The following is a 13838-nucleotide window of genomic DNA, read 5'->3' on the forward strand; positions in this document are numbered from 1 at the left end:
TTTAGAGTTTTAACTCTAGAGGTATTGGTTTTGTGAATGGTTTTTTAGTTTATTTATAAATAAAGCCCAGCAATATCAGTAATATAATTGCTGGGCCTTTTGTCACGGGGCTTTAAGAGCGAATTAGCTCATCGGTTTGATCATTTTTGTCAGCTTTTCGGCGATTTTGGAAACATCCTCACCATTTTCACCAACAAGGATTAAGCTGCTGCCATCGACGGGTGTTACCGATCCGGACATGCCTTTTTCATCAAAGTCGATAGGTTTGTCTGTCGGAATACCGGTTAAAAACAACGTTACTTTGCCTTTTGCGCCTTGGAAGACCATATGTACTGCGTTGGATTTACCAAAGCCACAGTGGTTTAGGTAATAGACGTGGTAAGGGAAAGCATCATCAAACTGAAAAGCAAATGGGTTCATTTTTGCGTTAATCTGCTGTGATGTGACCTGTTCATCAATGGAACTAACAAAACTTTTTTCATCAACAACGTGCTTCATCGCTGTATCAACCAAACTAGCTTGAGCTGGTGAAACGAATGCATTGCCCCAATTCACTTGGCCAACTAGTAAACCAGCAACAAACGCCACCGAGGCAGCCATTGCCATTGCTCTTCTAGCAAATGTAGGCCTTACCACTTTGCTTTCTTCGCTTGAGGTCTGATTGAACAGAATGCGATCAGCAAGATCGTCTGGCACATCCACATTCATCGCAGAGTGGATCTGTTTATCTAGCGCTAATACATCGTCTAAGAAATTACTATTGGCTTCGCTATTGGCGGTTGCATCAACAATATCTTGTGTACGTTGTTTAGGTTCCGACAATACACGACGACGAAATTCCAAATCATCCATTATGTTGCCCCCTCTCTGCCTCTTCTGTATCCAACAGCTCTTTCAACTGATTTCGAGCTCTGAATAAACGTGTCATCACCGTGTTTTTGTTGAGATCGAGAATATCGGCAATCTCATCACCACTAAAACCACCAATCACTTGCAAGAAGAGCGGTTCACGGTAATCGATTTCAAGTTTCATGATCTGCGCTTGCAACCACTGATGCTGATGGTGCGGGTCATCGCTGACACTAGCATCATTACCGTGATCGTCGATATCAACCAGATCAAACTGTTTGCGTTCAAATCGTCGAGCGTTCTCGCGTCTCAAGATAGTAATCAGCCAAGATTTAGCGGCTTTTTCATCTTGAAGGCTATCGAGTGACTTCCATGCACGAAGGCAAGTTTCTTGAACTAAGTCTTCGGCAATGCTTTTGTCTTTGCATAACCAATAGGCGTAGCGAAAGAGGTCACGATGATAGGCACGCACGAGTGCTTCGTATTTTCTTTGTTTGTCCATATCAGAGTTGACCGGACGCTTGGCTGTTTTCTTTCCAAACATTTTTATTATTGACACACGAGCCTCCATAATTGCTCTGCGTATAGCTGTCCTCTATACGTTGTGCTTTGTTTTTATATTTTTAGAGCTAACGATCGGCAGGAAATCGTAAAATCACATTAAAATTGATCTACTTCAAAATCTAAGGCCTCGAACAAGCTATAGTACACCTTGTCGTCTAGTTAGTCATTCGTGGCTAGCATGTTGAGCAAGACGACACTTCCTTTTGAAGGCTGACTTTACTTTCTCCTAATCAGGAAACTGATTATTTCAATTGGCGCTAAGTTAATTGCTTTATATACATTCCGACCACACAGCTTTGTGTGGTTTTTTTTTACCTCAAGAAAACCATTCCCTACAAAGCGATAACAGTATTTACTTACAATAGTTTAGTCTCTTACGACAACCTTTCCCCCAAAAAGGTTCGCCTGAATGTGCAGTTATATTTTCAAACAGTGAGATACTCGTATCACGTTTATTTAAACGCTCGTTTGATTTAATTAACAACTTCTTTACAATGCTTCAGGTCAGACCTCTTAACTTTAAGGAGAAACCATGGGCAAACAGGAAGTCAAAACGCGTTCTGGAGAACGTGTTGCCGTTGTCGCTGGATTACGAACCCCATTCGCTCGTCAGAGCACAGAATTTAGCCAAGTGCCTGCGGTTGACCTAGGCAAAATGGTTGTGAGCGAAATGCTTGCAAGAACGGATGTCGATCCTGCGCTTATCGAACAAGTTGTGTTCGGCCAAGTCGTGCAAATGCCAGAAGCGCCGAACATTGCGCGTGAAATCGTGTTGGGCACAGGCATGGACATCAATACCGATGCCTACAGTGTCACACGAGCATGTGCGACCAGCTTCCAAGCGGCAGTTAACGTGACCGAAAGCATTATGGCTGGCACGATTGATGTCGGTATTGCGGGCGGAGCGGACTCTTCTTCTGTATTGCCTATCGGTGTTTCGAAAAAGTTAGCGGCAAATCTATTAGCGCTGAGTAAAACGAAAACTATGGGTCAAAAGCTGAAGATTCTTAAAACGCTTTCAGTAAAAGATTTGATGCCAGTGCCGCCTGCTGTTGCAGAGTACTCGACCGGTTTATCCATGGGACAAACGGCTGAGCAGATGGCGAAGACACATGGTATTACTCGCGAAGCTCAAGACGCACTTGCTCACCGTTCTCACTCTTTGGCTTCTCAAGCATGGAAAGAAGGCAAGATCAAAGACGAAGTGATGACAGCATTCCCGGCGCCTTACAAAAAGTACCTAGCGGAAGACAACAACATTCGCCACGACTCAACAGTTGAAGGCTACGCTAAGCTGCGCCCTGCTTTTGACAGAAAGTACGGCAGTGTAACGGCAGCCAATGCTACGCCCCTTACCGATGGCGGCGCAGCAGTGATGTTGATGCGCGAAGGCAAAGCGAAAGAGCTAGGCTTAGAAGTGCTTGGCTATATTCGTGGCTACGCATTCTCAGCGATTGGTGTTGAAACGGATATGTTGATGGGGCCGACTTACGCGACCTCTCAAGTATTGAAGAACACGGGTCTAGAGTTGTCAGACCTAACACTGATCGAGATGCATGAAGCGTTTGCAGCGCAAGTTCTTGCGAATGTAAAAATGTTTGCGAGCGATGAGTTTGCTCAGAAGAATCTTGGCCGTGACAAAGCGATCGGTGAGATTGATATGGAGAAGTTCAACGTGCTGGGTAGCTCAATTGCTTACGGACACCCGTTTGCGGCAACTGGTGCGCGAATGATGACTCAAACATTACGTGAACTGAAACGTCGCGGTGGCGGCTTGGCACTTAACACAGCGTGTGCGGCTGGTGGTTTAGGTGCAGCAATGATCTTGGAGGTAGAATAATGTCTACGACTCTTGATGCAACAACAGAAAAAGAAACAGTCGCTCAACCAGATTCAACGTCTGCGACTGAATCAACCCAAAAGAAAACGACAGCATTTTCTCTTAACATCGATGACCAAGATATTGCTTGGTTGGCGATTGATGTGCCAAACGAGAAAATGAACACGCTACAAGTGGCTTTTGCTGAAGAAATGAAAGCGATCTTCGAGCAACTCAAAGAAAAGCAGAGCCGAGTTAAGGGCTTAATCGTTCATTCTCTTAAGCCAGATAACTTTATCGCTGGCGCTGATGTAAGAATGCTGGATGCTTGTAAAACCGCTGATGAAGCGCAGTCTTTAGCTCGCCAAGGTCAAGAGATGTTCCAAGCATTATCTGATCTTCCATACCCAGTTGTTGCAGCGATTCACGGCCCATGTTTAGGTGGTGGCTTAGAGCTCGCACTGGCGTGTGATTACCGTGTATGTACTGATTCAGATAAGACGCGTCTTGGTCTACCTGAAGTGCAACTAGGTTTGCTACCAGGTTCTGGTGGTACGCAGCGTCTTCCTCGTTTGATTGGTTTGCTACCGTCACTCGATCTAATCCTAACGGGCAAGCAACTGCGCGCTAAGAAAGCGAAATCACTTGGTGTTGTGGATGCTTGTGTCCCTGATACCATTTTGCTTGAAGTAGCAAAAAGCTTTGTTGAAAAGAATACGGGCAGTAAAAAAGGTAAGCGTCTGGCGTCGAAAAGCCAAGCGTCGACTAAAGAAAAGCTGATTTCACGCACGGGCCTTGGTCGCAAAGTGATTTTTGAACAGGCTTCAAAGAAGACGAATCAGAAAACACGCGGAAATTACCCAGCAGCAGATGCGATTCTAGACGTCATTCGTTATGGCCTAGAGAACGGCTTTGATAAAGGCCTTCAGTACGAAGCGAAGCGTTTCTCTGAACTAGTGATGACCTCTGAGTCAAAAGCCCTTCGTTCGATTTTCTTTGCAACCACCGAAATGAAAAAAGAACATGGCGCAGACGCAGATCCAAAGGCAGTTAAGCGTGTTGGTGTTCTGGGTGGCGGCCTTATGGGCGCAGGTATTAGTCATGTAAGCGTTGCAAAAGCGAAAGTACCTGTTCGTATTAAAGACGTATCAAATGAAGGCGTTTTGAACGCGCTGAACTACAACTTCAAGTTGTTCGATAAGCAGCGTAAGCGTCGCATTCTGAGCCGAGCTGGTCTTGAAAGTAAGATGCTTCAGCTTTCTGGTGGTATCGACTTTACAAGCTTTAACCACACCGATGTGGTGATTGAAGCGGTGTTTGAAGACCTCGATCTTAAGCAATCAATGGTTGCGGACATCGAAGCCAATGCCAAGCCAGACACGATTTTCGCGACGAATACTTCTTCACTGCCGATCCATAAGATTGCGGAGAAGGCGCAGCGACCAGAAAATGTGGTTGGTCTTCACTACTTCAGTCCTGCTGAGAAAATGCCACTGGTTGAGGTTATTCCTCATGAGACAACCTCAGAAGAGACGATTTCAACGGTTGTAGCATTAGCGAAGAAGCAAGGCAAAACGCCGATTGTTGTTAAAGATACGGCAGGTTTCTATGTGAACCGTATTCTTGCTCCGTACATGAATGAAGCCGCGCATTTGTTATTAGCGAACGAGCCGATTGAAAAACTCGACAGCACGTTATTGGACTTCGGTTTCCCGGTTGGCCCAATTACCTTATTAGATGAGGTCGGTGTGGATATCGGCGCGAAGATTATTCCTATTCTAGTGAATGAACTTGGCGATCGTTTCCAAGGCCCAGATGTGTTTGATATTCTATTGAATGACAACCGTAAAGGTCGTAAGAGTGGTAAAGGTTTCTACACCTACAAGGGTAAGAAGAAGGAAGTCGATAAGTCAGTTTACAAGCTGCTTAAACTGCAACCTGAACCTAAGTTGAGCGATAACGATATCGCAATGCGTTGTGTGTTACCGATGCTAAACGAAGCGGTTCGTTGTCTAGATGACGGCATTATCCGTAGCCCTCGTGATGGCGATATTGGTGCTATTTTTGGTATCGGTTTCCCTCCGTTCTTAGGTGGTCCGTTCCGTTACATGGACCAAATCGGTATTAAGTCACTGGTTGAGATGATGAACGACTTTGCTGTGAAGTATGGTGATCGTTTCGCGCCATGTGATGGCCTACTGACACGTGCTGGTTTGGATGAGTCTTTTTACAAGTAACTCTCTAGTTCGCTAGTTATTGAGCCCGTATCAAGCAATTGATGCGGGCTTTTCTGTTTAATTGGCGAGTGAAAGGTATGAGATTCCCGACTCAGTCATTCTTCCTTCTCGGGAATGACGAAAGACAGATGAAAGTAAGCTATTAGTGTTAATAGGGAAATTATGGCTAAATGCATTGTAATTGAAACTATCGTCATCTCCTAAAGCGACGAAGGAGCGTAATAGGAGATCTGCTTTTATGTTGCATCCAATAAAAAAGGTTGATGCTTTCACATCAACCTTTGATTTCTAAAACACTCTTATCAACCAAGCTCAGTATCTTTCGGGCGCAACTGGAACTCATCAATAGAGCCAATCTCCACACCTGCCGACAACTTCTCTTCCTCATGATGGGCATTACCGTGCGCATGCATAATCAGACGATTTGCGGTGCGTGGTTTTAGTTGGCTCACCACAAAACGCATCATGTCTGAGCGAGTTAACCCTTTAAGATCTTCCAACACACGCTCTCTCTGATTGAATTCCAAGTCCTTGTTGCCTATAGCAACCCATAAGCGTTGAGCTCGTCCTCGCAAAGTCGTATCTGGTGTCGAAATCTGATTCCAGAGACCGCGTTTACTGCTGTGCCATTGGTAGTCGTTAAGCTCTAACAACACCATATAAAAGGCATTGAGGAACTCGTCTATCGAGGCTAATAAGTCTGCTGGAGCAGCATTCGGTGATTGTACATACAACACAATACCTGGGTGTCGGTTGAGTGGCATATTACCTGTGCCGACCATGTAACCTAGCTGCTGCTTGGTACGGATCTCATGGAAGAAGGTGGCTGACATCAAATGGTTCGCCAATGAATACAGCGCAATGTTTTTAGGAGAAATATCAGCGCACTGGTAATAAACCACGATTGCCGAATCATCTTGGTTACACACCACTTCACGCTGGAAGCTGCCGTTTTCACCTAGCATAATTAACGGGCGCAATGACTCTTCGTAGGCTTGGTCTTGAACACGTAGGGCATCTTTTAGCGTTTCCGCCATTTTATGTGCGTCGGCTTTTTTCCAGTCGCCATACACAAACATTTCTACGTGCAGTTCAGCCAAGATTGCTTGAACAAAAGAAGAGAGTTCATCGACCTCTATCGTTTCCAGCGCTTCAATTAATACAGAATAGGGCGGGTTATTTGGCTGAAGTATCCCTGTCATCGCATTAAACAGCTGCGAAATAGGGCGGTCTTGCGACGCATTATTCCAGTTTCTTAGCAATTGATGCTTAATCGTTTCGAAGCGTGTTGGACTAAAGTCGCGTGCTTGAAAGCGTTCAAGGATCATATTAAGCAATTGTGGTTGCTTCTCACTGAATCCAGAAAGTGTGAGTGTAACGCCGCCCTGATGGGTATACATGTTGTAACCCATTCCGGCGATTTCAGCTTGATAGGTATCTTTTTCGAGCGAGTCTAAGAACATTTCTACACACAAGCGCGTTTTAACGATATTTCTTGGGCTAGCGACTGAGTGTGGGCTGTCGATAGCAACATACACCACACCTTTAGGCACTCGAAATTGATGATCTTGCAGGTGCCAAAGCTTAAAGCCATCGAGCTCTTCTAACAGTTGTGGGAACTTAGCGTCACCTTCGAGCTCAGTAGGGTCTAGATCGTAGCAAATAAACGGGTTTTTGCTTGGGAGCTCAAACTGCCAACCGGGGTTAATGCATGCAAAGCATTGAACTTGTTCAGCGCTAAATGGTGTGACCGAGTAAGGCGTAAAATACCACTTCGCTTCTCTGTCATACTCGAATCCCTGAGCAACAATGGTCGCTCGCATGTTGTCGACGGTTAAGTAAGGCAGTAAAGAACGCTGTAACTCGTCATCAAAATGCGACATTTTGTAATCGCCATACACCACATCTTGCTCTTGGTAGTGTTGCATGTTGATAACAAGGTGGCTGACCACATCTAGCGGCCTTGCTGGCTCTTGAAAGCGGAAAGCAGACTCTAATACTGCGCGTTTTTCTAGGTAGCGCCACTCTTCTATGCCTTGTTGCTCGACTAATTTGATGTACTGAAATATCGCTTGGATGATGTTATCGGTTTTGGTTAAACCTTCAATGGTCAACGAGCAACTGACTGTGAAATCACGGTAGTTACTGCCGCTGGCGCCACCACCCGCAGAGAGGGATGTTATCCAACCTTTCTCTTTAAGTTGCATCATCAAACTGCCTTCACCTTCGTAACCTAAAAGGTGGGCAAAGAACGACAATGGTTTAACGCCATAGTGCTCGTCCATGCTTGGCATAGGGAAGGTTAAGATCAGTTTGCGAACTTCTTTAATTGGCTCAACGCGGACTTGAACGCCGGTGCTTAACTCGCCAACAATTGGTACTTCAACCTTCTTGCCTTGTAGGTTGTGATTGGTGATCGAGCTAAAGCGATCCTCAACCCAGTTTTGCATTTCATCTAAAGATTGATTGCTAGACAATGTCAGCGTTATTAAGTCAGCAGAGTATTGTTGCTGGTGGAAAGCTAAGATCTCTTGTCGAATCGTCTCGCCGTTTCTGTCGCCCAACGTATCGATATTACCGACAGAAAACTTCGAGAATGGGTGATTGTGATTCACCAGTTCTTTGGTAACTTGGTACAAGCGTCGCGAATCGTCGTTGAGTTTCATCTTGTATTCGGAATCAACGGCTTGGCGTTCTTTATCTAATGCTTCTTCGTTGAACAGCGGAGCGGTAAAAAATTGGCTAAAGCGATCGAGTGCGGTTTCAAAGGCATTCAATTCAACATCAAAAAAGAAGCAGGTGTGTTCTGTTCCTGTCCAAGCATTGTTACTGCCGCCATGTTGGCTGATAAAACTTTGGAACTCTCCGACCTTTGGATACTTTTCAGTTCCTAGAAATAGCATATGCTCTAAGTAGTGAGCTAAACCCTCTCGGTCTATAGGGTCATCAAAATGCCCCACATTGACGGCTAATGCGGCTGCTGCTTTTTGAGCATTTTGATCCTGAACTAACAGTACACGTAACCCATTATTTAAGGTTATGTAGCGGTATTGATGTTCATCGTTGGGGCTTAAGTGCACAGGAGCATCTCCAGAGAAGGTGGTTTTTAAATTATGTACCCGATGATTCGGCGTGCAAACCTTGTGATCATATTTTGGGATATGAAGTGCTTTTTGGTGATTTCTAAATCACTTTTATCGATTTTTATCAGTAATTTATTTTCTTTTAACAAGATTGTTAAGAAAGTCGAACTCTTTAGCAAGTGACTTGATATAATTATTTATATAGACTGCGGCTCCCTCTGGATTGAGGGCCAAACGCTAAGTAGCGTATCGCTGATATGGGATATATCGACTTTCGAAATGTTACGTAGACAGGACTGAACATGAAAATATTCATAATGCGCCACGGTGAAGCAGAACATTTTGCTAACTCGGATGCAGAACGAGCGTTAACTAAGCGCGGTAAGATGGCGTCTCTTGCGGTGGCTCAAGCTGCAAACGAGCAGGGCATCAGCCAGTTCGATAAAGTACTTGTGAGCCCATATTTGAGGGCACAAGAAACGTGGTTAGAGATCTCTCAGGTGTTTTCTGGAAAGAAAGTAGAAACCTGTGATGATATTACGCCTTATGGAATGTCCGACGATGTGTTTGATTTGACCGTGGCAATGGCTGAAGTAGAAAAACTAGAGACCATTTTATTTGTTTCTCATTTACCTCTAGTGGGCTACCTAACAGCAGAGTTTGCAACTGGCATGGCGCCGCCTATGTTTCCAACTTCGGGCTTAGCGTGTATCGACTTCAATCTTGAGACACAAAAAGGCGAGTTACTTTGGAATATCAATCCATAGTCGACGCTTAATCTAAGTTGTCTCTCGTAAGCAAAATGAAAAGGGCACCTCAAATATTTGAGATGCCCTTTGTTGTTTTTGACGTCGAGCGGATTCGAAAACCAGAATTATTTCTCAGGAATCGACAACAGAACCAATAGTGCGCCATTGCCGCCGAACTCTAACGGCGCTTGGTGGAAAGCCATCACATCAGGGTGTTGTGCTAGCCACAACGGCACTTTCTGTTTAAGGATGTGTTTACCGATACCATGCTGAACACAGGCACACGCCACGCTCTCTTTCACGCAGTGCGCAATCATCGCGCCAAGCTCACGTTTAGCTTCTTGTTGAGTCATACCATGCATGTCGAGATACACATCAGGAACGTAGACACCACGACGTAAGCGCTTTACCTCATATTTCGAGACATCATCGCGAGCATAGCGTGTCGGACCCTCTTCGCTAAGGTGCGGAATGAACTCATCCGAGAAATAAAACTCGCTATCACTGGCTTGTCTTGCCGTTCGAGTAATTTCTTTTTGCTTGGCATTTCTTTTTGGCTGCTGGACTATGGTATCCTGTTGCAACTTTTTAACGCCCTTTACTGCATCGTTGAACAGGGCGAAATCGTCATCGAAGTCGGTGTCTTTTTTGCTCATCAGGTTATGAATTCTAATTAGAAACGTAATTAGCAGTATTGTAGCGCTTTTCGGAGACAATTTTGGATAAGATTTTTGTAGAAGAAGCGGTATCAGAACTACACACGCTTCAAGATGTGATTCGTTGGACTGTTAGCCGCTTTAACGCAGCGGGCCTATTTTATGGTCACGGCACTGATAACGCGTGGGATGAGGCAGTACAACTTATCTTACCTACTCTTTATCTGCCGATTGATGTTCCTTCGCATGTGATGAACTCTCGTCTAACGAGTAGCGAGCGTCTGCGTGTTGTTGAGCGCGTAATCAAGCGTATTAATGATCGTACACCAACGGCTTACCTAACCAACAAAGCTTGGTTCTGTGGCCTTGAATTCTTCGTTGATGAGCGCGTTCTTGTGCCTCGTTCTCCAATTGGTGAGCTGATTGAAGCTCAGTTCCAACCTTGGTTAACTGAAGAGCCAACTCGCATCATGGATATGTGTACGGGCAGTGGTTGTATTGCTATTGCATGTGCGCACGCATTCCCTGACGCTGAAGTAGATGCGATTGATATCTCTACAGACGCACTGCAAGTTGCAGAACAGAACGTTCAAGATCACGGCATGGAGCAGCAAGTGTTCCCAATCCGTTCAGATCTTTTCCGTGATCTGCCAAAAGAGAAATACAACCTGATCGTATCGAACCCGCCTTATGTGGATGAAGAAGATATGAACAGCCTGCCAGATGAGTTTACTCATGAGCCAGAACTTGGCCTAGCTGCGGGTACAGATGGTCTGAAATTGGTTCGTCGCATCTTAGCTAACGCACCAGACTACCTAACTGATGACGGTATTCTTATCTGTGAAGTGGGTAACTCAATGGTTCACATGATGGATCAGTACCCAGAGATTCCATTCACTTGGATTGAATTCTCTAACGGTGGCCACGGCGTATTCATGATCACTCGTGAGCAGCTTGTTGCTTGCGCCGATGAGTTCTCTATTTACAAAGACTAGGTTTCAATTATTAGGTTAGTGCCCCGATCTTAGGGCTGTAAGCTTAGAACCTGAAACTGAATAAGACGTTCGATTTGAAACGTTTTTATTTAAACGCCGTGCAGCAATGCATGGCGTTTTTTATTGCCTAGATTAAGGATGTTTGTATTTATATCGAAGACGTTCAGCTCAATATTTAGTTGATTAATATGAGAGGTTATTACATATTGATGCTTAATGTTTGGTCGTTTTAGTGAGTTAAGGAGAATTCACGATGAGCTTAGATACATGGATTTATTACTTATTAGCGGTGCTGATCTTAACGGCATCACCAGGCCCAAGCTCTTTGTTGTGCATGACTAAAGGCGTGCAATCAGGCTTTAAATTATCGATATTTACCGCGCTGGGCAGCTTAACTGCGATTACTGGCATTCTAACCCTATCGTTTACCGGCTTAGGGGTGATCATTGCGTCGTCTGAAGTGGTGTTTAACGTTATTAAATGGACTGGTGCCGCTTACCTAATCTACCTTGGTTGGAAGTCTCTGCGTTCCAGTCAGCAAGATTATGACAAGCTATCTAGTCAACAAGCCGATTCTAAATCTGTTAAAGAAAGCGCTGCGCAACATTACCTAAGTGGCTTTATTGTTGGCGCGAGTAACCCCAAAGCTATCCTGTTTTTTACCGCACTTTTCCCTCAATTTATTGACCCGTCGATCGCTCTGCTTCCCCAGTTTACCGTGTTTGCTTTAACCTTTGCAGTGATGGAGTTGTCTTGGCTATTGGTGTACGCGTATTTAGGTGCGAAGTCGTCAAACTGGCTATTTGCGAAGGGCAGAGCTAAGGTCTTCAATCGTGTTACAGGGGGCGTGTTTATTGGTGCAGGCGCGCTGCTTTCGACGACAAGCCGAGCATAACTTTTTTATTTATCAAAGGGCTGAATAGTTACAGAAAATTCTTAATGCTGTCATAAAAGGTTAATATTAATGTGCTTGCTGCTTTTGGTGAAAAGCCGATATATTGTAGTTACACCATCACGTTCTCAAGGAGAGACATATGCAGCATCAAGAAATGATTCAACACAGTAACTTTGGCGTAATCAGTCGTACTTGGATTTTCTCTACCCTTTCTCTAGTGGGTATTCTTGCTCTAATGTAGCCTATTTTTCGGCTCTATATTTTTAGTTTTTATTATGAATACACTTTTCAAAAAGTCTTCAAAGTCAGAACTCTTACTCTCGTAAATGTGGCTCTTCTCATCAGTCTAGCCACTTAGCTTTTTCTTTTCGTAAAACAGCTAAGCAATCTTCTCTAACAAGTTCATCACGTAACCTCATCTGAAGTTGTTATCAAACTGTGATAATCTTAAATCATCTTTTATCTACAGTGTACCGCTCATGTCTGTCTGGGATTCTATTTCATTTAACAATCGATTTACGGCATTACCTCGACTGTTCTATACCCCAATTCAACCTACACCGCTAAACAATGTTCAATGGCTTGCATGGAATCATAATCTTGCGGATGAACTCGGTTTTCCGTCATTTGATGACGCCTCCGAAGAGCTGCTTGAGACGTTATCTGGCAATGTTGAACCTGAGCAGTTTTCGCCTGTAGCAATGAAATACGCAGGCCACCAGTTTGGCTCTTATAATCCCGACTTAGGTGATGGAAGAGGGCTACTTTTGGCACAAGTTGTCGCTAAAAGCGGTGAAACGTTCGACTTACACCTTAAAGGTGCAGGTAAAACGCCATATTCACGTATGGGTGATGGCCGTGCGGTTATTCGTTCAACGGTTCGTGAGTATTTGTGTAGCGAAGCAATGGCAGGGCTTAATATCCCAACCACACGTGCATTAGCCATGATGACCAGTGACACGCCGGTTTACCGAGAGAAACAAGAGTGGGGCGCATTACTGGTGCGTGCTGCAGAATCTCACATTCGATTTGGCCACTTTGAACATCTTTTTTATACCAATCAGTTAGCTGAGCATAAGTTGCTGGCTGATAAAGTCATCGAATGGCACTTCCCAGAGTGTCTTGAAGAAGAAAAGCCATACGCAGCCATGTTTAATCAAATTGTCGATCGTACCGCGGGGATGATTGCGTTGTGGCAAGCGAATGGTTTTGCTCACGGCGTGATGAATACGGATAACATGTCAATCATCGGACAAACCTTCGATTACGGCCCGTTCGCTTTCCTTGATGAATATGACCCTCGTTTGATCTGTAACCATTCGGATTACCAAGGTCGTTACGCGTTCAATCAACAACCTAGAATTGGTATGTGGAATTTATCTGCATTGGCACACTCGTTGTCACCGTTGATAGAGAGGGCTGACTTAGAAGCGGCACTTGAACAATACGAACCGCAAATGAATGGTTACTTTAGTCAGCTGATGCGTCGTAAGTTGGGGCTACTTTCGAAACAAGAAGGTGACAGCCGCTTGTTTGAATCTATGTTCGAGTTAATGTCGCAAAACAAAGTTGATTATCCAAGGTTCTTTAGAACGTTGTCGAACTTGGACACCTTGCCACCACAGGAGGTGATTGATTTAGTTATCGATCGTGATGCTGCGAAGCTGTGGGTGGATAACTACTTGCAACGTTGTGAACTTGAGGAGTGTTCAGTTGTAGAGCGCTGCGAAAAGATGAGGCAGGTAAACCCGAAATACATCCTCAGAAACTACCTAGCTCAGCTTGCAATAGATAAAGCAGAGCGTGGTGATAGCAGTGATATTGACGCATTAATGGTGGTGTTGGCCGATCCTTATGCGGAACACCCTGACTACGAACATCTTGCCGCGTTACCACCAGAGTGGGGTAAAGCGATGGAGATCAGCTGCTCGTCTTAAATCGGCTTATCAATGCAATACCAACAGATAGCGGTCGCTTAGTTGTGATCTCTA

Annotated in this window: 10 protein-coding genes; 6 read left to right on the plus strand and 4 right to left on the minus strand. The window is 44.6% G+C overall.

From position 1 onward, the window contains the following. Positions 1–123: 123 nt before the first annotated feature. Positions 124–852, minus strand: coding sequence for a DUF3379 domain-containing protein (locus BCU34_RS02775; RefSeq protein ID WP_017060647.1), 729 nt, complete (start codon positions 850–852; stop codon positions 124–126). Further along, on the minus strand, positions 845–1393 hold the full coding sequence (locus tag BCU34_RS02780) for a sigma-70 family RNA polymerase sigma factor (RefSeq protein WP_017060646.1): 549 nt from the start codon (positions 1391–1393) through the stop codon (positions 845–847). Before BCU34_RS02780 ends, BCU34_RS02775 begins: the two co-directional genes overlap by 8 nt. A gap of 552 nt (positions 1394–1945) precedes the next feature. Here BCU34_RS02780 and fadI point away from each other — a divergent pair. Together fadI and fadJ are read left to right on the plus strand one after the other, a co-directional pair. Further along, positions 1946–3253, plus strand: a complete 1308-nt coding sequence (gene fadI, locus BCU34_RS02785) for an acetyl-CoA C-acyltransferase FadI (protein ID WP_048607862.1) — start codon at positions 1946–1948, stop codon at positions 3251–3253. Next, positions 3253–5469: a fatty acid oxidation complex subunit alpha FadJ gene (fadJ, locus tag BCU34_RS02790; RefSeq protein ID WP_102480875.1), complete on the plus strand. Its 2217-nt coding sequence runs from the start codon at positions 3253–3255 to the stop codon at positions 5467–5469. The genes fadI and fadJ overlap by 1 nt, the downstream gene beginning before the upstream one ends. A 302-nt stretch (positions 5470–5771) precedes the next feature. Here fadJ and BCU34_RS02795 read toward each other — a convergent pair whose 3' ends face one another. Then, positions 5772–8549, minus strand: a complete 2778-nt coding sequence (locus BCU34_RS02795; protein WP_102480876.1) for an insulinase family protein — start codon at positions 8547–8549, stop codon at positions 5772–5774. A 305-nt stretch (positions 8550–8854) separates the two neighbouring features. Between BCU34_RS02795 and sixA the strand changes: the two genes are divergently transcribed. Beyond that, on the plus strand, positions 8855–9319 hold the full coding sequence (gene sixA, locus BCU34_RS02800; RefSeq protein WP_048664281.1) for a phosphohistidine phosphatase SixA: 465 nt from the start codon (positions 8855–8857) through the stop codon (positions 9317–9319). 107 nt (positions 9320–9426) lie between these two features. Here the strand turns inward: sixA and smrB are convergent, their stop codons facing one another. Then, positions 9427–9957, minus strand: coding sequence for an endonuclease SmrB (gene smrB / locus BCU34_RS02805; RefSeq protein WP_048661493.1), 531 nt, complete (start codon positions 9955–9957; stop codon positions 9427–9429). 62 nt (positions 9958–10019) lie between these two features. Between smrB and prmB the strand changes: the two genes are divergently transcribed. The 3 genes from prmB (at position 10020) to BCU34_RS02820 (ending at position 13784) form a co-directional block, all read left to right on the plus strand. Continuing rightward, a complete protein-coding gene (prmB, locus tag BCU34_RS02810; RefSeq protein WP_102480877.1) occupies positions 10020–10952 on the plus strand; it encodes a 50S ribosomal protein L3 N(5)-glutamine methyltransferase in 933 nt (310 codons plus the stop codon). 253 nt (positions 10953–11205) lie between these two features. Beyond that, positions 11206–11847 (plus strand): LysE family translocator, encoded by a 642-nt coding sequence (locus BCU34_RS02815; protein ID WP_102432844.1) that lies wholly within the window; start codon positions 11206–11208, stop codon positions 11845–11847. A 479-nt stretch (positions 11848–12326) separates the two neighbouring features. Further along, entirely contained in the window at positions 12327–13784 is a 1458-nt protein-coding gene (locus BCU34_RS02820; protein ID WP_057622902.1) for a protein adenylyltransferase SelO, read from the plus strand. Positions 13785–13838 lie beyond the last annotated feature (54 nt).

The organism is Vibrio sp. 10N.286.45.E10 (genome assembly GCF_002874195.2).
Lineage (GTDB): Bacteria > Pseudomonadota > Gammaproteobacteria > Enterobacterales > Vibrionaceae > Vibrio > Vibrio crassostreae.

Excerpts from the sequence above, each read along its gene's own strand:
- BCU34_RS02775 (WP_017060647.1), bottom strand. The coding sequence starts at position 852 with ATGGATGATTTGGAATTTCGTCGTCGTGTATTGTCGGAACCTAAACAA.
- BCU34_RS02780 (WP_017060646.1), bottom strand. The coding sequence starts at position 1,393 with ATGTTTGGAAAGAAAACAGCCAAGCGTCCGGTCAACTCTGATATGGAC.
- fadI (WP_048607862.1), top strand. The coding sequence starts at position 1,946 with ATGGGCAAACAGGAAGTCAAAACGCGTTCTGGAGAACGTGTTGCCGTT.
- fadJ (WP_102480875.1), top strand. The coding sequence starts at position 3,253 with ATGTCTACGACTCTTGATGCAACAACAGAAAAAGAAACAGTCGCTCAA.
- sixA (WP_048664281.1), top strand. The coding sequence starts at position 8,855 with ATGAAAATATTCATAATGCGCCACGGTGAAGCAGAACATTTTGCTAAC.
- smrB (WP_048661493.1), bottom strand. The coding sequence starts at position 9,957 with ATGAGCAAAAAAGACACCGACTTCGATGACGATTTCGCCCTGTTCAAC.
- BCU34_RS02815 (WP_102432844.1), top strand. The coding sequence starts at position 11,206 with ATGAGCTTAGATACATGGATTTATTACTTATTAGCGGTGCTGATCTTA.
- BCU34_RS02820 (WP_057622902.1), top strand. The coding sequence starts at position 12,327 with ATGTCTGTCTGGGATTCTATTTCATTTAACAATCGATTTACGGCATTA.